Here is an 18323-nt window from a genome sequence, read left to right as displayed (position 1 = left end):
TTTTAAAGATCAAAAACATGGTATAATAAATAAAAAGGAAGGGAGACATACATGCCAAGGAGAGATTTAATTAGAAATGTCATCATTGTCGGTGTACTGGTTTTGGCACTGATTTTGCTTCGAATTTTTGTATTTCATCCATTTAGTATCAATGATAAAATGGCCAATGCTTCTGTGAAAACTGGAGATCTTGTGGTAGCGACTAGAAATGCTCAGGTAGATCGCAGTGACTTGGTCTTATACAAGGTCGGTGGAAAAGAATACCTTGGACGTGTCATTGCTAAAGAAAACGATGAAGTCAGCTACGTAGATGACGTCCTCTATTTGAATGGACAGGCAACACCAGAACCTTACCTGAATAAAATGCTGAACAAACATCTAGCTGCACCTACGAGTAATGGGTATTATACGGATGATTTCTTCTTATCAGAGTTAAAAGGGACCAAGGCTGGTCGTGTACCATCCGATACTTATCTAGTCTTAAATGATAACCGTGGAGATACAGAAGATAGCCGTGAGTTTGGTTATATCCATAAAAATCAGATCGAAGGAGTCGTGAATCTGCGTCTCTATCCTCTCAATAAATTTGGATTTATAAAAGTAGAAGAATAGCCGAAAGGCTATTTTTTCTTACAAAAAAACTACTGCAGAAAGGAATTGCAGTAGCTTTTATTCTGGTTGGATTGAGGTAAAGAGTTCTATTTTTCTTGTTTACTGGTAATTTGGTGAAAGACCTTTTGCCAGTGTTCATGACGCCGCCAGAGACTGGTATGGATCTGGTTATTTAACTCATAGCGAATCAACTTAGTCTTTTGACTAATGGATTCGATCTCGAAATTCTTAAAAGGAATCTGATGTTCTTCCTGCAAACGGACCAGGTCCTCTTTGTGGCTTTCTTGACCATACTCATTGATGAGGGTGAAGTTGTCTGCTAGGAGGGTTTGGTATTCCTGCTGAGCCTGCAAGCGTTCTTCATAGGTCTTTAATTTGAGAAGGACATTATCCAAAATTTCATCTTCTGGGATAGAACTTGGCTCCACATGGACATCGATATCAAAGACGCCAAACTGTTCCTTGAGAAGGCGCTCGACCTCTTCGGTAATCGCATGGCTCTCATAAACAGAGAGGTCTGGATTCATTTCGATGACGACATCCAGGTAGATATTGCTTCCGTAGGTCCGTCCCCGTTGGGATTTGACCCGGCTAACCTTTGGCAATTCCAGAATGGCAGCCTTATATTTATCCAATAGACTTTCATCAAAACCATCAGAGAGGCTGAAGGAGGATTCAATGAAAATATCGTAGGCTGTTTTTAGGATAAAGAAGGTAATAACGATGGCCACTAATTGGTCCACAATCGGATAGTTAAGAGCACTAGCTCCAATCGCAACAGAGGTTCCTAAAGAAGTGACTACGTCAGAGAGGTTATCTTTAGCAGCTGCCTTGAGGGCCTTGGATTGGGCTTTCTTAGCTAAAGTGCGGTTATATAGATAGACTGCAAACATGACTAGGGCTGACCCAACTCCGACAATGGCCCCTAAAGGATCAATGACCGATGTTTCCCTGCTGAGGATTTTTTGAACCGTATCACGTAAGACATCAAAGCCCACATAAAACATGATGATGGACGTCACCAGACTAGCTAGATCTTCAATCTTCCAATGACCGAATCGGTGGTCGCGGTCAGCTGGCTGGCGGGCCATGCGAATGCCAATGAGAAGGGCGACATTGCTGATTATATCTGATAAGTTATTAAAACCATCAGCAACCAAACTAGAGGAGTGAAGGAGGTGGCCTGTTGCTAATTTGGCAGCGGAAAGGATCAGGTAGGCTACAATACTGATCAGGGCTCCACGTTCGGCAAGTTTTAAATTACTTTGTGATTGATTCACTGATAACTCCTCCAGACTTCTGTAGATTTCCTCATAAGCGGTTGTTGAAGAGGGAAAATTCGTTCTTCTTAAGGCTTTATTATAGCCTTTTTGAGGGCAAAATTCAAATGAAGCCGACCATTTTCCAAAGGTGCAAGGGCGAAATTGTGGTATAATAGAACGATTGAAAGAATGAGGAGAATGAGATGAATCCTTTATTGAAAGGTATGAATGATCGCCAGGCAGAGGCGGTCCAAACGACAGAAGGCCCCCTCTTGATCATGGCGGGGGCTGGTTCTGGTAAGACACGTGTCTTGACCCATCGGATTGCTTACTTGATCGATGAAAAAATGGTTAATCCTTGGAATATTTTGGCCATTACCTTTACCAATAAAGCCGCTCGGGAGATGAAGGAGAGGGCTTATCAGCTAAATCCAGCCACCCAAGATTGCTTGATTGCCACCTTCCACTCTATGTGTGTGCGCATCCTTCGCCGAGATGCGGATCACATTGGCTACAATCGTAACTTCACTATTGTCGATCCAGGTGAGCAACGGACCTTGATGAAGCGGATCTTAAAGTCCTTGAATTTAGATCCTAAGAAATGGAATGAACGGACTATTTTGGGAACTATTTCCAATGCTAAAAATGACTTGATCGATGAAGTGGCTTATGCCGCCCAAGCGGGGGATATGTATACCCAGATCGTCGCTAAGTGCTATGAGGCTTACCAAAAGGAACTCCGTCAGTCAGAAGCAGTGGACTTTGATGACTTGATCATGCTGACCTTGCGTCTTTTTGATCAAAATCCTGATGTTTTGACCTACTACCAGCAGAAGTTCCAATACATCCATGTGGATGAGTATCAAGATACCAACCATGCCCAATACCAATTGGTCAAACTCTTGGCTTCACGTTTTAAAAATATCTGTGTCGTTGGGGATGCGGATCAGTCTATTTATGGCTGGCGGGGAGCGGATATGCAGAATATCCTGGACTTTGAGAAGGATTATCCTGATGCCAAGGTCGTTTTGTTAGAGGAAAATTATCGTTCCACTAAAACCATCCTACAAGCAGCCAATGATGTCATTAAAAACAATAAAAATCGTCGTCCTAAGAATCTTTGGACCCAAAATGCTGACGGGGAAGAGATTGTCTATTACCGGGCCAATGACGAGCAGGATGAAGCGGTCTTTGTTGCCAAAACCATTGAAGAGCTCAGTCGCGAAGCGGGCTACAAGCACCGTGATTTTGCCGTTCTCTACCGAACCAATGCCCAGTCACGGACTATTGAAGAAGCCTTGCTCAAGTCCAACATTCCCTACACCATGGTGGGGGGTACCAAGTTCTACAGCCGGAAGGAAATTCGAGATGTCATTGCTTATCTGAACTTGATTGCCAACCTCAGTGACAATATCAGTTTTGAGCGCATTATCAATGAACCCAAGCGGGGAATCGGGCCAGGTACAGTGGATAAGATTCGTGAGTTTGCTCAAATGCAAGAGTCTTCACTTCTAGATGCTTCAGCCAATATCATGCTCTCAGGCATCAAAGGAAGGGCTGCCCAAGCCATCTGGGACTTTGCCAATCTCATTCTTGATTTGAGAGAAAGATTGGACCAGCTGACCATTACAGAGTTGGTCGAAGAAGTCCTTGACAAGACAGGCTACATGACGGCCCTAACCAATCAAGGAAATTTGGAAAGTCAGGCTCGCATCGAGAATATCCAAGAGTTCCTGTCTGTTACTAAGAATTTTTATGAAAACGGGGAAACCCTCGAAGACGAAACAGGTGTGGAGACCTTGAGTCGTTTCTTGAATGATTTGGCCTTGATTGCAGATACAGATGATGGGGCGCAAGAAACTTCAGAAGTCACCTTGATGACCCTTCACGCGGCTAAAGGATTGGAGTTTCCAGTCGTCTTCTTGATTGGAATGGAAGAAAATGTCTTTCCTCTTAGTCGTGCGGCAGAGGATCCAGACGAGTTGGAAGAAGAGCGTCGCCTAGCATATGTGGGGATCACGCGGGCAGAGAAGGTTCTCTTCTTGACCAATGCCAACTCTCGTTTGCTCTTTGGACGGACCAGCTACAACCGCCCGACGCGTTTCATCAATGAAATTAGCTCGGATATATTGACCTACCAAGGATTAGCCCGTCCAGTCAACACTAGCTTTAAGGCTTCTTATAGCAATGGAGGCGGAACGACCTTTGGAAAAGGAATGAGCCTGTCACAAGCCCTTCAAGAGCGCAAGAGACAAGCAGCACCAAGTGCCCTCACGTCATCAAGTCTACCTTTTGGTAAAAGTAACCGAGCTGCTACTAAAGAAAGCGTCGCTTGGTCCATTGGTGATATTGCCCTTCACAAGAAGTGGGGAGAAGGAACTGTGCTTGAAGTATCTGGTAGTGGCAATACCCAAGAGCTCAAGATCAACTTCCCAGAAGTGGGTCTCAAAAAACTCTTGGCCAGTGTCGCTCCGATTGAGAAGAAATAAACTAAAGCCAGTAAGCCTAGCTTGCTGGTTTTGTCCTTTTATCAACTTCCCTTAGGTGAGGGCGGACGGTAGCGACTCCCTTTGGGATTCCATACCTTAGATTTGAGCCTAACGTCTCAAATCTACCGAGAGAGTGGGACAGAAATCGGTAATTCGTTAGAATTCGATTTCGTCGTCCCACCTCCGCACAGTTGAGTAGGGTTGTAAAAGCTGATAAAATCAGCGTAGTAGAGCCCACTTAACCACTGCGTCTTGCTCGATAATCCAAAGACAATTTAGAGGCTAGGACTTTTGTCCCAGCCTCTTTTCTCACGGCGGGAAGTTTCAATGGTCATCGTTCTGCTTTCTCAAATGCTCTCATTTACTCTATTCATTGCCATAAACTTGATTGTGGAGGGAAATATTAGGAGCAAGCTTCGTTTGCTGGTTTTGATTTTACTGGTGGCATGATATAATATACTAAGAATAGAGAAAGAGGCATGCTATGAACGAAATCAAGTGCCCCAACTGTGGGGAAGTTTTTACAGTCAATGAAAGTCAATACAGCGAACTCTTGTCACAGGTACGGACAGCGGAGTTTGACAAGGAAATTCATGAGCGAATTCGCCAAGAGTTGGCTTTGGCTGAGCAAAAGGCCCTTAATGAACAGCAAGAGAAGTTAGCAAAGAAGGACCAAGAAATTGCCCAATTACAAAACCAGATTCAACAGTTTGATACCGAAAAAGAATTGGTCAAAAAAGAGGTGGAGCAAACCGCTAGCCAAAGCCTACTAGAGAAAGAAAAAGAAGTGCAAGCACTGGAGAATCAGTTGGCCACCTTGCGCTTGGAGCATGAAAATCAGCTACAAAAAACACTGTCTGATTTAGAGAAAGAAAGAGATCAGGTCAAAAATCAGCTCCTTCTACAAGAAAAAGAAAACGAGCTTTCTCTGACTTCTGTTAAGCAAAACTATGAAGCCCAACTTAAGGCAGCAAATGAGCAAGTTGAGTTTTATAAGAACTTCAAGGCCCAGCAGTCGACTAAGGCCATCGGAGAAAGTCTGGAACAGTATGCGGAAAGTGAATTCAACAAGGTTCGCAGTTTTGCCTTTCCAAATGCCTATTTTGAAAAGGACAACAAGGTCTCTGCGCGTGGGTCTAAAGGCGACTTTATTTTCCGCGAGTGCGATGAAAATGGGGTGGAGATTATCTCCATTATGTTCGAGATGAAGAATGAAGCTGACGGGACAGAGAAGAAGCATAAGAATGCGGATTTCTACAAGGAATTGGACAAGGATCGTCGAGAAAAGAACTGTGAATATGCGGTTTTAGTGACCATGCTTGAGGCAGATAACGACTACTTCAATACAGGGATTGTCGATGTTAGCCACGAGTATGAGAAGATGTATGTTGTGCGTCCTCAATTCTTTATCCAATTGATTGGTCTCTTGCGCAATGCGGCCCTTAATTCCCTTAAATACAAGCAGGAATTGGCGCTTGTCCGTGAACAAAATATTGATATTACCCACTTTGAAGAAGACCTAGACGCCTTCAAGGTTGCCTTTGCTAAGAACTACAATTCAGCCTCAGTCAACTTTGGCAAGGCCATCGATGAAATCGACAAAGCCATCAAACGCATGGAAGAGGTCAAGAAATTCTTGACCACATCAGAAAATCAACTCCGACTTGCCAATAACAAGCTGGATGATGTTTCTGTTAAAAAATTGACTCGGAAGAATCCGACCATGAAGGCTAAGTTTGATGCCTTGAAGGGGGAATAACCTTTGTATTCAGCTAAGAACGCTACCTTGTCCATGAATGGGAAAACCATGGACTATGTGACATTTGGAAAAGGAAAGAAGCCTCTCGTTATCATACCAGGCTTGGGGGATGGGGTGCAGACGGTTAAAGGAAAGGCCCAGCTCTTTTCCCTCTCTTATCGTCTACTTGCTAAGCGCTATAAAATCTATGTTTTTTCTCGAATTAATGAGTTGAGGCAGGGTTATACGACACGGGATATGGCAGCAGATCTAGCAGAAGCAATGGAGACACTAAACCTCGATACCGCTTATGTTATGGGGATTTCACAAGGTGGAATGATTGCTCAATGGTTAGCTGTAGATTTTCCAGGAAGGGTTCAAAGGCTCATCCTAGCTGTGACAACAGCGGAGCCTAGTCAACTTGCTAGAGAACGAATTGAGCATTGGCAAAAACTCAGTCAATCTGGAAATTTTAAGCATCTCATGTTGGATATTGCACAGCACTCCTACACGCAAAAGAGCTATCAAAAGTGGCGGTTCCTTTATAATATTATGGGTCGCCTGGGTCGAATTAAAGATGAAAAACGAATTGTCATTCAGTCTCAGTCTTGCCTGGAACATAATAGCCTTGAGGTCTTAAAAGAAATTCATTGTCCGACCTTGGTTCTTGGTGCCCTCGAAGATGATGTGATTGGTGTGAAGGGATCCAAGGAATTGGCAAAAGCGATTTCGGGTTGTCAGCTCCTTATTCTTAAGCATTCAGGTCATGCTCTGTATGAAGAAAATAAAGCATTTCAAGAGGCTGTCTGTGAATTCTTAAACTAAAAAAGCTGGAATTTTCCAGCTTTTTTATGTTAGTTAAATCGCAAAGAGATCGTTTAGGTTTTCTGCCATGGTTGGGTGGGTAAAGATTTGTTTTGCAATGTAAGTATAAGGAATCTTGTTGTCCATAGCCATGGTGATCAGGTTAATGAGTTCACCTGCGGCTTCTCCAAAGAGAGTTGCTCCAAGGATTTCTTTGGTTTCTGGGTTGACCACGGCTTTGAAAGCACCTCGAAGGTCTGCATTGACATGGCCACGTGGCATGGCAGCAACTGGTAATTCTTTGACAGCCACTGGAAGTCCTTTGTCGCGTGCTTCTTGCTCAGTCAAGCCGACTTGGGCCAATGGAGGAGCAATGAAGAGTGTTGTCGCATAGTTTCCGCGTGTTTCGAGATTGTAGCTACCATCCCCTGTGAGGTAGTTGAAGACGATGCGGAAGTCATCGAGGGACATATAGGTGAACTGAGGCCCACCATTGACATCCCCAACTGCAAAGACACCAGGGACGCTGGTTTCCAAATGACGGTTGACTTGAATCGCTCCACGATCAGTGACTTGAATATCTGTATTTTCAAGACCAAGTCCAGCTGTGTTTGGCTTACGTCCCGTTGCGTAGAGGAGGATATCGAACTCGAAGTCTCCTTTATCGGTTACAAGGGTTAAGCTGGCTTCACCATCTTTGATTTCTTGGGTATGAACGCCTTGCAAGAATTGAATGCCATCTTCTTCAAGGTAGCCTTTTGCAAGAGCTGCGATGCTTGGCTCAATCCGTGGCAAGAATGCTTCAGAAGCATCCAGTACTGTTACTTGGCTACCCAAGGTATTGTAGAGGTGGGCAAATTCCAATCCGATTGGTCCACCACCAAGAACACCCAGGCGTTTAGGTAGGTTTTCCAAACGTTGAATACCGGTTGAATCTACAGCAAATTTGCTTTCAGCCAGTCCAGGGATTGGAAGGATAGTTGGCACTGCACCAGTATTAATAATAATGGTTTCAGCAGTCAATTCTTCCTTTTCATCTCCGGCTTGAATTTCAATGACTTTGTTGGAAACGAATCGAGCTGTCGCGTCGATAATGTCTACACCCGTTCCAGCAATGGTTGCGTAGTTCTTGCCATTGAGACGAGTGGTGACCGCATTTTTTTCGCTCATGGCTTGTTCAAAATCCAAGCCTTTTTCTGCGGCAACAATCAAGGTCTTAGTGGGAATACAAGCAATATTGATACAAGTACCACCATACATAGACTTGCTCTTTTCAATCAGAGCGACTTTTTTCCCTTGGCTTGATAATTTCGCTGCAAGTGTTTTACCAGCTTTACCAAATCCAATAACAATAACATCATACATTAACATATGTTACACCTTCTTTCGGTTTCTATTGTATCAAACCCATATTAAAAAGTCTGAAATCTGCTACGGGATTTTTTAGGAGCTATTGGGAAGGGGGAAAGAGGGACAAGAAGTCTCGTTTCGTGGTATAATAAGAGGTCGGTGACCGTCATGGTCACACATGAGTTAGAAAGAGCAATTCAAATGGACGGAATTATCAATGTAAAAAAAGAAGCAGGCATGACCTCACATGATGTGGTCTTTAAACTGCGGAAAATCTTAGGAACCAAGAAGATTGGTCATGGAGGAACTCTGGACCCGGATGTGGTGGGGGTGCTTCCGATTGCCGTAGGAAAAGCGACCCGGATGGTTGAATTTATGCAGGATGAGGGGAAAATTTACGAGGGAGAAATCACTTTGGGATTTTCTACCACGACGGAAGATGCCAATGGGGAAGTCGTCGAGCGGACGCCAGTGGAAGCCCCTTTAGATGCAGAGGAGGTCGATCGCATGATTGCCCAAATGGTGGGTGAAATAGAGCAGGTACCGCCCATGTATTCAGCGGTCAAGGTCAATGGGCGTAAGCTCTATGAATATGCGCGTGCGGGTGAAGAAGTGGAACGGCCTGTGCGGCAGGTGACCATTTATGAATTCACGCGTACCAGTGAGATCGGCTATGAGACAGGACTAGCCCGTTTTCGCTTCCGGGTTAAATGTAGCAAGGGCACCTATATCCGGACCTTGTCGGTGGATTTGGGTCAAAAGTTGGGTTACGCCGCCCACATGTCCTATCTGACACGGACCAGTGCTGCCGGTTTGTCACTGGATGATGCCCTGACCTTGGAAGAAGTGGCTGAAAAAGTAGCCCAAGGAGATTTGAGCTTCCTTCATCCACTTGAGATTGGAACCGGGGATCTTGAAAAAGTAGAGCTGACAGTTGAAGAGGTTGGCGAAGTCCAAGTAGGACGCTTTATTTCAGTTGAGAGCGAAGCCAGAGAGTTAGCTGCTTTTTACCAAGGGAAATTGGTAGCCATTTTAGAAAAAAGGGAAGAACTTTACAAACCTCGCAAGGTTTTTCTGACAGAAAGTGTGTTACAATAAATTCATGAATATTCGTACGATAACTACTGCTAACCAGATCCACTTGGAGAATGAGACAGTTTTGGTTCTGGGCTACTTTGATGGCCTGCATCTGGGGCATCAAGAACTCTTTAAAAAGGCGCGTCAGATCGCGGATGAAAAAGGCTTGAAGGTTGCTTTGTTAACCTTCCCTGAATCTCCTAAGTTGGCCTTTGTTCGCTACCAACCAGAATTGTTGCTCCATTTGCAAAGTCCTGAGGATCGGTTCCAAAAATTAAACGAACTAGGAGTGGATGAGCTCTTTCTCATTGATTTTACGACTGATTTTGCTTCTAAAACAGCGAAAGAATTTGTTGATCAATTCGTAAAAGCCTTGAGAGCCCGAGTTTTAATTGCTGGATTTGATTATAGTTTTGGCTCTGATAAGAAAACTGCCTCTGACTTAGCTGCTTATTTTGATGGTCAGGTGGAAGTCATTTCTCCTGTATTGGATCAGGGGGAAAAGATCAGTTCGACCCGCATCCGTCAAGCTGTCATAGAAGGACGGGTCAAAGAAGCTGCACGGTTGCTTGGTCATCCCTTGTCCAGTCGGGGAATTGTTGTCCATGGAGATGCGCGTGGTCGGACTATTGGTTACCCTACAGCCAATCTAGCGCCAATCGATCGGACCTATCTACCATCAGATGGAGTCTATGTAGTTGATGTCGATTTTAAAGGGCATACCTATCGGGGCATGGCTTCTGTCGGGAAGAATATTACCTTTGATGGGAAGGAGCTTCGGTTTGAAGTCAATCTTTTTGACTTTTCAGGAGACATCTACGGTCATACCCTGACCATTCACTGGTTAGATAAGATTCGAGAAATGGTCAAATTTGATGGGATCGATCAACTAGTGGCTCAACTAGAAGAAGATGAAGCAGTTTCACGAAACTGGACCGAGGATTAGGAAGCTACCTAGTCCTTTTTTCTGCTGTCTTTTGGGGGATAATGAAAGTGGTTTCTTTTTTTCTACTGAAATTCAGAAAAATCGACTAGAAATCAAAAAAGCGCTTTTCAAGCACCTAATTTTTTTTGTATAATAGAGTTAGATAGTTATATATAAAAAAAGAAGTGAACCACATGATTACATTATTTTTATCACCGAGTTGTACATCATGTCGAAAAGCTCGGGCTTGGTTAAAAAAGCACGATGTTCCATTTAAAGAACACAATATAATGACAAGTCCTTTGAGCAAACAGGAGTTGACAAGTATATTGGCCTTGACCGAAAACGGAACAGACGACATTATTTCAACTCGTTCAAAAATTTTTCAAAAATTGGATGTTGATGTTGAAGATTTATCGATCTCAGCCTTGATTCATCTGATTGAGGAAAATCCAAGTCTCTTGAGGAGACCGATTATTTTAGATAACAAACGCATGCAGATCGGCTTTAACGAAGACGAAATTCGGGCCTTCTTGCCGCGGAGTTATCGTAAACAAGAGTTACGCTCTGCCACTCTAAGAGCAGAAATAAACTAAGAAGTATGTCGAATGCAAAAAAATTATAGTTACCCACTGGACTTATCGTGGAGCACTGAAGAGCTTGCTTCAGTGCTTTCTTTTTACAATAAAGTTGAAGAAGCCTATGAAAGTAAGGTAGAGGCCAAAGAATACATGGAAGCCTACCGCGCTTTTAAGAAGGTCGTGCCTAGTATCGGAGAAGAAAAACGTCTCGGACGGGAGTTCGAAGAAGTGAGCGGTTATTCTCTCTATCGTGCGACCCAGGCTGCAAAGCAAAAAGAGGAAGGATGGTTTTCTCTTGAAGAATAAATTAGAGTTTGCCAAACAAATCGTTTTAGAGGCTGGAGACTACTTGCGTCTTCATCTCCATGATGACTTGATGATCTCAAAGAAGACAGGGCCGACAGATTTAGTAACCCAGATGGACCAACAGGTTCAAAAGGATTTGGTTGAAAAAATCACACATCGCTACCCAGAAGATCGGATTTTTGCGGAGGAAGATGGCCTTCGCTCACCGATTTCAGAAGGATCCGTTTGGGTGATTGATCCTATTGATGGGACCAATAATTTTGTGACCCAAAAGGAAGATTTTGCGGTGATGGTGGCCTATTTTGAAGACGGAATTGGTCAGTTTGGCCTGATCTACGATGTGATGCGAGATCACCTTTTTTACGGGGGTGGAGAATTCCCAGTTTATCGAAATGAGATTGAACTAACACCCTTTGTGGACCAACCTCTGGAAAACTTTTTGATTGCTTCAAATGTCGGCATGCTTAAGAAAAATGACTGGGGCATGGCCGATCTTGGTATGGATTCTCTTGGCATTCGGGTTTACGGAAGTGCCGGTATTAGTTTTTCAAAAATTCTCTCAGGTGGGATTCTAGCTTATTTTAGCTATATCTGGCCATGGGACTATGCAGCCGCAGCGATCATGGGGGAACAGTTGGGCTATACCGTTTTAAATCTAAATGGAGATAAACCTAATTACCAGTCAGTGGAACCCATTATGATGGTTCCAAAAGTGAAGTTAACAGAAATTCAAACCTATCTTAAGAAAGGGAGAAGTTAAATGAATTTTCCCAATGGTTTTAAAGAAAAATACCAGCATCTTCTAGGTGAGGATGCTGCTGCTTTTTTTGCGACTTTTGAACAAGAAGCAGTATCGGCCTTTCGCACTAATCCCTTGAAAGAAGCTCAAAAAGCATTTGATGATCCGATTCCCAATACCCCTTGGGGACATTATGGAAAGGTTTCAGGAAAATCCATCGAGCATGCAACGGGTTTGGTCTATTCGCAAGAGCCAGCAGCCCAGATAGTGGCCCAAGTCGCTCAGCCGAAGCCAGGGATGAAGGTCTTAGACTTGGCGGCAGCTCCTGGCGGAAAGACCACCCAACTCTTGTCTTATTTGGACAATCAGGGACTCTTGGTCTCCAATGAGATCCACAAGGGCCGCTCGAAAATTCTTGTAGAGAATATCGAACGCTTTGGTGCGCGAAATGTGTTGGTAACCAATGAGTCTGCCGATCGTCTGGCTAAAGTTTTCTCAGGCTTTTTTGATCTGATTGTACTAGACGCCCCGTGTTCAGGTGAGGGGATGTTCCGTAAGCAACCAGATGCCATGGACTATTGGTCTGTCGATTATCCTCGAGAGTGTAGTCTCCTTCAAAGAGAGATTCTAGAGGATGCTCTCAAGATGTTGCTTCCAGGTGGTTCCTTGGTGTATTCAACCTGTACCTGGGCTCCTGAGGAAAATGAAGAGATCGTATCCTGGCTTGTGGAAAACTATAATCTGGAGCTGGAAACGATCGAGAAGATCAATGGTATGGCAGAAGGCATTGACTATCCAGAAACGGCACGCATGTATCCTCATCTCTTTAAAGGGGAGGGACAATTTGTTGCTAAGTTCCGTTATCTAGGAGAGAATCGACCTGCCAAAATCCCTTCCAAAAAGGACCAATTATCTGCAGAACAAAAGAAATGGTGGCAGGAGTTTGCTAAGAAACACTTGAAGATCACTCTAGAAGGTGTCCTCGAAACCTTTGGGGACGAACTCTACTTGGTTCCACTTGGTTTACCAGATTTGCGAAAAGTAAAAATCGCCCGAAATGGCTTGCATCTAGGCACCTTCAAGAAAAATCGATTTGAACCTAGTTTTGCCCTTGGCCTTGCTCTAAAACCGAGTGAGGTCAAAGAGACCGTTTCGATCACGCCTGAAGACTTTGTTCATTATGTGGCGGGAGAGACGGTTCAATTAAAGGAAACGCATCCAAATGGATGGTACCAGGTCCTGGTTGAAGGCAATGGTTTGGGCTTTGCCAAAGTGACCGGACAGACCCTGAAAAATTTCTATCCAAAGGGGCTTCGTTTTAGGTAAAATGCTGGGCAAAGAACCCGTTCTATGATATAGTGGAAGTACAGGTTTTTTTGAAAAAAACTTGTCAAAATCATAAGTGAAATAGTGAAATATCAAGGAGACATGATTTGAAAAAGTCTAAAAAGCTGATCCTAGGACTAGCGACGATCGCATTAGCAGGAAGTTTATCTGCTTGTGCTTCTTGGATCGATCGCGGAGAATCCATCACTGCTGTCGGATCGACTGCCTTACAACCCTTGGTTGAAGGAGTAGTAGATCGCTACATTGAAGAACATCCTGGTAAGATTGTGAATGTACAAGGAGGAGGTTCTGGTACAGGACTTTCACAAGTTCAATCAGGCGCTGTGGATATAGGGAATAGTGACCTTTTTGCAGAGGAAAAATCTGGAATTGATGCCTCTAGTCTGGTCGACCATCAGGTAGCCGTAGCAGGGACAGCCATCATTGCCAATAAAAATATCTCGATCGACAATCTGACAACGGAGCAATTGCGAAAGATCTTTACTGGTGAATATACCAACTGGAAGCAGTTGGGAGGTCCAGATCTTGAGATCACCATTGTGAACCGTGCCGTAGGTTCTGGTAGCCGTGCTGTCTTTGATGCCATTATCATGGATAGCAAACAACCCAAGCAGGCCCAAGAGCAAGACTCTAATGGAATGGTGAAAAATATCGTTTCTCAAACTCCAGGAGCCATCTCTTATCTAGCCTTTACCTACTTGGATAGCAGTGTCAAAACCATGAAGCTCAATGGTTATCAACCAACCAAAGCCAATGTCGTCAACAATAACTGGCCAATCTGGTCCTACGAACACATGTATACCAAAGGAAAACCCAATGAGTTGTCTAAAAAATTCATTGACTACATGATGACCGATGAGATTCAGCAAAAAGTTGTTGGCAAGATGGGTTATATCCCGATCAATGACATGAAAGTAACCCGTGATTTAAAAGGGAATGTGTCAAAAAAATAAAAGAATTAGGTAAAAAATGAACGAAGTAGCAAAAAAAATGCTGACGAAATCAAAAAACTCCCGCCTAGAAAAATTTGGGAAAACCATTACTTTTTTATGTATGAGTTTGATTGTTGTCGTCGTTGCCATGATTTTGATTTTCGTGGCCCAAAAAGGTTTATCGACTTTCTTTGTCAATAAAGTCAATATCTTTAGTTTTCTATTTGGGAGTACTTGGAATCCTGCTGCAAAGGAATTCGGAGCCCTACCAATGATTCTAGGTTCCTTTATTGTAACCTTGCTTTCTGCCCTCTTGGCAACGCCGTTTGCCATTGGTGCAGCAGTTTTCATGACAGAAGTCTCTCCTAAAGGAGCTCGTTTCTTGCAACCAGCCATTGAGCTCTTAGTGGGGATTCCTTCAGTTGTTTACGGATTTATTGGCCTTCAAGTGGTCGTACCATTTACGCGTAGTCTCTTTGGTGGGACTGGTTTTGGGATTCTCTCAGGGGTCTTTGTCCTCTTTGTTATGATCTTACCAACTGTCACCTTTATGACGACCGATAGCCTCCGAGCTGTGCCCCGTCATTACCGGGAGGCTAGTATGGCTATGGGTGCGACACGCTGGCAAACCATTTGGCATGTCACGCTCAAGGCAGCCCGCTCTGGAATCTTTACAGCGGTTGTCTTTGGTATGGCGCGTGCCTTCGGGGAAGCCTTGGCTATCCAGATGGTGGTCGGAAACTCGGCAGTGGTGCCAACCTCACTCACTACACCAGCTTCCACCCTCACCTCTATTTTGACCATGGGAATCGGAAATACCGTTATGGGTACGGTCAATAACAATGTTCTTTGGTCACTCGCCTTGGTATTGCTCCTCATGAGTCTTGCCTTTAACAGTGTGATTAAACTGATTACGAAAGAAAGAGGTAAGAAGAACTATGCACGCTAAACGAATGGATAAAATTGCAACAGGAGTGCTGTATGCTATTTCAGGGGTCATCGTTGCGATTCTTGCCTCATTGATCCTTTATATCTTGGTCCGTGGCTTGCCCCATGTATCTTGGCACTTCTTGACTGGGAAATCTTCTTCTTACCAAGCAGGAGGAGGGATCGGAATTCAATTGTATAATTCCTTCTTCCTCTTGGTCATTACCTTGGTGATTTCCTTCCCACTTTCTCTTGGGGCTGGGATTTACCTCTCTGAGTACGCTAAAAAAGGTCGTTTGACCAATTTGGTTCGTACCTGTATTGAGATCTTGTCTTCTTTGCCATCTGTCGTTGTAGGTCTCTTTGGTTACCTGGTCTTCGTTGTCCAGTTCAAATATGGATTTTCGATCATTTCAGGGGCCTTGGCCTTGACCGTCTTTAACCTGCCACAGATGACCCGCAATATCGAAGATAGCTTGCAGCACGTTCACCATACACAGCGCGAAGCAGGTCTAGCACTGGGCTTGTCTCGCTGGGAAACTGTGATCCATGTCGTGGTTCCAGAAGCTCTTCCAAGTATTATCACTGGGGTTGTCTTAGCCTCTGGACGGATCTTTGGGGAAGCTGCAGCCTTGATCTATACAGCAGGTCAGTCGGCTCCAGCCCTTGATTGGTCAAACTGGAATATCTTTAGTGTGACCAGTCCAATTTCGATCTTCCGTCAGGCTGAAACCTTGGCCGTCCATATCTGGAAGGTCAACAGTGAAGGAACTATTCCAGACTCGATCGAAGTCTCAGCCGGTTCTGCCGCCGTTCTTTTAATCTTTATCTTGATCTTTAACTTTGGAGCGCGCAAACTCGGAAGTTACCTCCATAAAAAACTAACATCTGCTTAAAGGAGAAGAAATGTCAAAATACAATTGGGATGAGAGACACATTATTACTTTTCCTGAAGAAAAGGTGGTCCTATCGACCAAAGATTTGCATGTCTATTATGGAACGAACGAGTCCATTAAAGGCGTCGACATGCAGTTTGAAAAGAATAAGATTACAGCCTTGATCGGTCCTTCAGGATCAGGGAAATCAACCTACCTCCGTAGTTTGAACCGAATGAATGATACCATCGATATTGCGCGTGTAACGGGTGAAATTTGGTATGAAGGAATCGATGTCAATCGTCCAGATATCAATGTTTATGAAATGCGCAAGCACATCGGGATGGTTTTCCAACGGCCCAATCCTTTTGCCAAATCGATTTATAAAAACATCACCTTCCCGCATGAACGTGCTGGGGTGAAAGACAAGAAGATCTTGGACGAATTGGTCGAAACTTCTTTGAAACAGGCAGCTCTGTGGGATCAGGTCAAGGATGACCTTCATAAATCAGCCCTGACACTTTCAGGTGGCCAACAGCAACGACTTTGTATCGCACGGGCCATCTCTGTGAAGCCAGATATCTTACTTATGGATGAGCCAGCATCAGCGCTTGATCCGATCGCGACAGCGCAACTAGAAGAAACTATGCTTGAGTTGAAGAAGGATTATACCATTGTCATCGTGACCCACAGCATGCAGCAAGCAGCCCGTGCTAGTGATTATACTGGTTTCTTCTATCTTGGAAACCTCATCGAGTACGATAAGACTTCGAATATTTTCCAAAATGCGAAATTGCAATCGACCAACGATTATGTATCGGGTCACTTTGGATAAAGTAAAATGACAACAAAAAGGAAAATAGAATGACAGAACCAATTTTGCAAGTCAAGGACTTGTCGGTTTATTACAATAAAAAGAAGGCTCTAAATAGCGTCTCCTTGGACTTTGCTCCAAAGGAAATTACAGCCTTGATTGGTCCTTCAGGATCAGGGAAATCTACCCTTTTAAAAGCCATTAACCGCATGGGCGACCTCAACCATGAGGTCACCACCACAGGAACCATCCTCTACAATGGACATAATATCTACGGACCACGGACCGATACGGTCGAATTGCGTAAGGAAATCGGAATGGTCTTCCAACAGCCCAATCCATTCCCAATGTCCATTTATGATAATGTGACCTATGGATTGATGATTAATGGTGTCAAGGACAAGTCTGTCTTGGATGAAGCAGTTGAAACCTCTTTGAAACGCGCTTCCATCTGGGATGAAGTCAAGGATCGCCTGCATGATTCAGCGATCGGACTTTCCGGTGGTCAGCAGCAGCGGGTCTGAGTGGCGCGGGTTCTTGCGACCAGTCCAAAGATTATTCTTTTGGATGAGCCAACTTCTGCGCTAGACCCGATTTCAGCTGGGAAGATTGAAGAAACCTTGTATGGACTAAAAGACCGTTACACCATGCTCTTGGTGACACGCTCCATGCAACAAGCAAGTCGGATTTCCGATAAAACAGCCTTTTTCTTGGATGGGGATTTGATCGAGTACAATGATACCAATGAAATGTTCTTGAACCCAGCTAAGAAAGAAACAGAAGACTATGTCTCTGGTAAATTTGGATAGGAAGAAAATAAAATGTTACGAGTTCAATTTGAAGAAGATTTAGAGAAGTTGCATAACCAGTTTTATGCAATGGGAAATGAAGTGTTGAGTCAGATCAACCGTACGGTTCGTGCTTTCGTGACCCATGACCGTGAATTGGCCCGTCAGGTCATCGAAGATGATGCGGAGATCAACGAATACGAAGTGAAGCTTGAGCGCAAGTCTTTTGAGATTATCGCGCTTCAACAGCCGGTTTCACAAGACCTTCGCGTCGTGATGACCGTCTTAAAAGCAGTCTCTGACTTGGAGCGGATGGGGGACCACGCAGTATCGATTGCCAAGGCAACGATTCGCATGAAAGGGGAAGTCCGTATCCAATCTGTTGAGGAAGAAATCAGCAAGATGGGCCGTGAAGTCAAAGATTTTGTCGAAGCGACACTAGATGTTTACCTCAAAGGCGATGTGGATTTGGCCTATGAAGTTGCTTCACGAGATGAAGTCATCAACCATTACTTCGATAGCATCCAAGAATTAGCAACAGAAGAAATTCGGAAAAATCCAGAGTCCATCGTGACTGGTCGTGATTATTTCCAAGTGATCAACTTCTTGGAACGCATCGGAGATTATGCAAAAAATATCTGTGAATGGGTAGTTTACTTTGAAACAGGTAAAATTATCGAAATGTAAGATCATGGAGTCTTTTCGATCTCAGACAGGCATTGTCATGCTTGTCTTTTCTTTTATCCCAACTTTGTGA

17 protein-coding genes and 1 pseudogene are annotated in these 18323 nt (G+C 44.0%); 16 read left to right on the top strand and 2 right to left on the bottom strand.

Annotation, left to right across the window (positions count from 1 at the left end; translation table 11 throughout):
* Positions 1-51: 51 nt before the first annotated feature.
* The gene (lepB, locus tag SM121_RS08035; protein WP_003006560.1) at positions 52-612 is read left to right on the top strand and encodes a signal peptidase I; all 561 of its coding nucleotides are present in this window, start codon (positions 52-54) and stop codon (positions 610-612) included.
* 86 nt (positions 613-698) lie between these two features.
* On the opposite strand, the gene SM121_RS08030 is transcribed toward lepB, so the two are convergent.
* A complete protein-coding gene (locus SM121_RS08030; protein ID WP_320910813.1) occupies positions 699-1892 on the bottom strand; it encodes a cation diffusion facilitator family transporter in 1194 nt (397 codons plus the stop codon).
* A gap of 185 nt (positions 1893-2077) precedes the next feature.
* On the opposite strand from SM121_RS08030, the gene pcrA reads away from it, so the two are divergent.
* From pcrA to SM121_RS08015, 3 genes are all read left to right on the top strand, one after another.
* Entirely contained in the window at positions 2078-4363 is a 2286-nt protein-coding gene (gene pcrA / locus SM121_RS08025) for a DNA helicase PcrA (RefSeq protein WP_320910812.1), read from the top strand.
* Between the two features lie 484 nt (positions 4364-4847).
* Positions 4848-6122, top strand: coding sequence for a DUF2130 domain-containing protein (locus SM121_RS08020; protein ID WP_320910811.1), 1275 nt, complete (start codon positions 4848-4850; stop codon positions 6120-6122).
* 3 nt (positions 6123-6125) lie between these two features.
* Positions 6126-6926 carry an alpha/beta fold hydrolase gene (locus SM121_RS08015; protein WP_155198998.1) on the top strand — a complete coding sequence of 267 codons (801 nt, stop codon included), beginning with the start codon at positions 6126-6128 and terminating at the stop codon, positions 6924-6926.
* Positions 6927-6959: 33 nt separating this feature from the next.
* Here the strand turns inward: SM121_RS08015 and SM121_RS08010 are convergent, their stop codons facing one another.
* A complete protein-coding gene (locus tag SM121_RS08010; protein WP_155198999.1) occupies positions 6960-8276 on the bottom strand; it encodes an FAD-containing oxidoreductase in 1317 nt (438 codons plus the stop codon).
* A gap of 180 nt (positions 8277-8456) precedes the next feature.
* Here SM121_RS08010 and truB point away from each other — a divergent pair, with 180 nt between their 5' ends.
* The 12 genes and pseudogenes from truB (at position 8457) to phoU (ending at position 18253) form a co-directional block, all read left to right on the top strand.
* Entirely contained in the window at positions 8457-9353 is an 897-nt protein-coding gene (gene truB, locus SM121_RS08005) for a tRNA pseudouridine(55) synthase TruB (protein WP_320910810.1), read from the top strand.
* A 4-nt stretch (positions 9354-9357) separates the two neighbouring features.
* On the top strand, positions 9358-10278 hold the full coding sequence (locus SM121_RS08000) for a bifunctional riboflavin kinase/FAD synthetase (RefSeq protein WP_320910809.1): 921 nt from the start codon (positions 9358-9360) through the stop codon (positions 10276-10278).
* Between the two features lie 173 nt (positions 10279-10451).
* Positions 10452-10853, top strand: coding sequence for a Spx/MgsR family RNA polymerase-binding regulatory protein (locus tag SM121_RS07995; protein ID WP_009732658.1), 402 nt, complete (start codon positions 10452-10454; stop codon positions 10851-10853).
* A gap of 12 nt (positions 10854-10865) precedes the next feature.
* Positions 10866-11144, top strand: coding sequence for a UPF0223 family protein (locus tag SM121_RS07990; RefSeq protein ID WP_009732659.1), 279 nt, complete (start codon positions 10866-10868; stop codon positions 11142-11144).
* The gene (locus SM121_RS07985) at positions 11134-11904 is read left to right on the top strand and encodes an inositol monophosphatase family protein (RefSeq protein ID WP_320910808.1); all 771 of its coding nucleotides are present in this window, start codon (positions 11134-11136) and stop codon (positions 11902-11904) included. Before SM121_RS07990 ends, SM121_RS07985 begins: the two co-directional genes overlap by 11 nt.
* Positions 11905-13209, top strand: a complete 1305-nt coding sequence (locus tag SM121_RS07980) for an RsmF rRNA methyltransferase first C-terminal domain-containing protein (protein ID WP_320910807.1) — start codon at positions 11905-11907, stop codon at positions 13207-13209.
* 107 nt (positions 13210-13316) lie between these two features.
* On the top strand, positions 13317-14183 hold the full coding sequence (locus tag SM121_RS07975; protein WP_320910806.1) for a phosphate ABC transporter substrate-binding protein PstS family protein: 867 nt from the start codon (positions 13317-13319) through the stop codon (positions 14181-14183).
* Positions 14184-14199: 16 nt separating this feature from the next.
* Positions 14200-15111 (top strand): phosphate ABC transporter permease subunit PstC, encoded by a 912-nt coding sequence (pstC, locus tag SM121_RS07970; protein ID WP_003003307.1) that lies wholly within the window; start codon positions 14200-14202, stop codon positions 15109-15111.
* The gene (pstA, locus tag SM121_RS07965; protein ID WP_049472016.1) at positions 15101-15985 is read left to right on the top strand and encodes a phosphate ABC transporter permease PstA; all 885 of its coding nucleotides are present in this window, start codon (positions 15101-15103) and stop codon (positions 15983-15985) included. Before pstC ends, pstA begins: the two co-directional genes overlap by 11 nt.
* Before the next feature lie 10 nt (positions 15986-15995).
* Positions 15996-16799 (top strand): phosphate ABC transporter ATP-binding protein PstB, encoded by an 804-nt coding sequence (gene pstB, locus SM121_RS07960; protein ID WP_003006600.1) that lies wholly within the window; start codon positions 15996-15998, stop codon positions 16797-16799.
* 29 nt (positions 16800-16828) lie between these two features.
* Positions 16829-17587, top strand: a pseudogene (gene pstB / locus SM121_RS07955) (phosphate ABC transporter ATP-binding protein PstB).
* Positions 17588-17599: 12 nt separating this feature from the next.
* Positions 17600-18253, top strand: coding sequence for a phosphate signaling complex protein PhoU (gene phoU / locus SM121_RS07950; RefSeq protein WP_003006603.1), 654 nt, complete (start codon positions 17600-17602; stop codon positions 18251-18253).
* Positions 18254-18323 lie beyond the last annotated feature (70 nt).

The organism is Streptococcus sp. S1 (assembly GCF_034137685.1).
In the GTDB taxonomy this organism is placed as follows: domain Bacteria; phylum Bacillota; class Bacilli; order Lactobacillales; family Streptococcaceae; genus Streptococcus; species Streptococcus dentalis.
Note: the sequence above shows the minus strand (reverse complement) of the source record. Positions and strands in the feature narration are given on the sequence as shown.

What these genes read in the sequence shown, in the direction of transcription:
- SM121_RS07980 (WP_320910807.1), top strand. Translation starts at nt 11,905, where the DNA reads ATGAATTTTCCCAATGGTTTTAAAGAAAAATACCAGCATCTTCTAGGT.
- lepB (WP_003006560.1), top strand. Translation starts at nt 52, where the DNA reads ATGCCAAGGAGAGATTTAATTAGAAATGTCATCATTGTCGGTGTACTG.
- pcrA (WP_320910812.1), top strand. Translation starts at nt 2,078, where the DNA reads ATGAATCCTTTATTGAAAGGTATGAATGATCGCCAGGCAGAGGCGGTC.
- pstA (WP_049472016.1), top strand. Translation starts at nt 15,101, where the DNA reads ATGCACGCTAAACGAATGGATAAAATTGCAACAGGAGTGCTGTATGCT.
- SM121_RS08020 (WP_320910811.1), top strand. Translation starts at nt 4,848, where the DNA reads ATGAACGAAATCAAGTGCCCCAACTGTGGGGAAGTTTTTACAGTCAAT.
- SM121_RS08010 (WP_155198999.1), bottom strand. Translation starts at nt 8,276, where the DNA reads ATGTTAATGTATGATGTTATTGTTATTGGATTTGGTAAAGCTGGTAAA.
- SM121_RS08000 (WP_320910809.1), top strand. Translation starts at nt 9,358, where the DNA reads ATGAATATTCGTACGATAACTACTGCTAACCAGATCCACTTGGAGAAT.
- SM121_RS07995 (WP_009732658.1), top strand. Translation starts at nt 10,452, where the DNA reads ATGATTACATTATTTTTATCACCGAGTTGTACATCATGTCGAAAAGCT.
- pstB (WP_003006600.1), top strand. Translation starts at nt 15,996, where the DNA reads ATGTCAAAATACAATTGGGATGAGAGACACATTATTACTTTTCCTGAA.
- pstC (WP_003003307.1), top strand. Translation starts at nt 14,200, where the DNA reads ATGAACGAAGTAGCAAAAAAAATGCTGACGAAATCAAAAAACTCCCGC.
- truB (WP_320910810.1), top strand. Translation starts at nt 8,457, where the DNA reads ATGGACGGAATTATCAATGTAAAAAAAGAAGCAGGCATGACCTCACAT.
- phoU (WP_003006603.1), top strand. Translation starts at nt 17,600, where the DNA reads ATGTTACGAGTTCAATTTGAAGAAGATTTAGAGAAGTTGCATAACCAG.
- SM121_RS07990 (WP_009732659.1), top strand. Translation starts at nt 10,866, where the DNA reads ATGCAAAAAAATTATAGTTACCCACTGGACTTATCGTGGAGCACTGAA.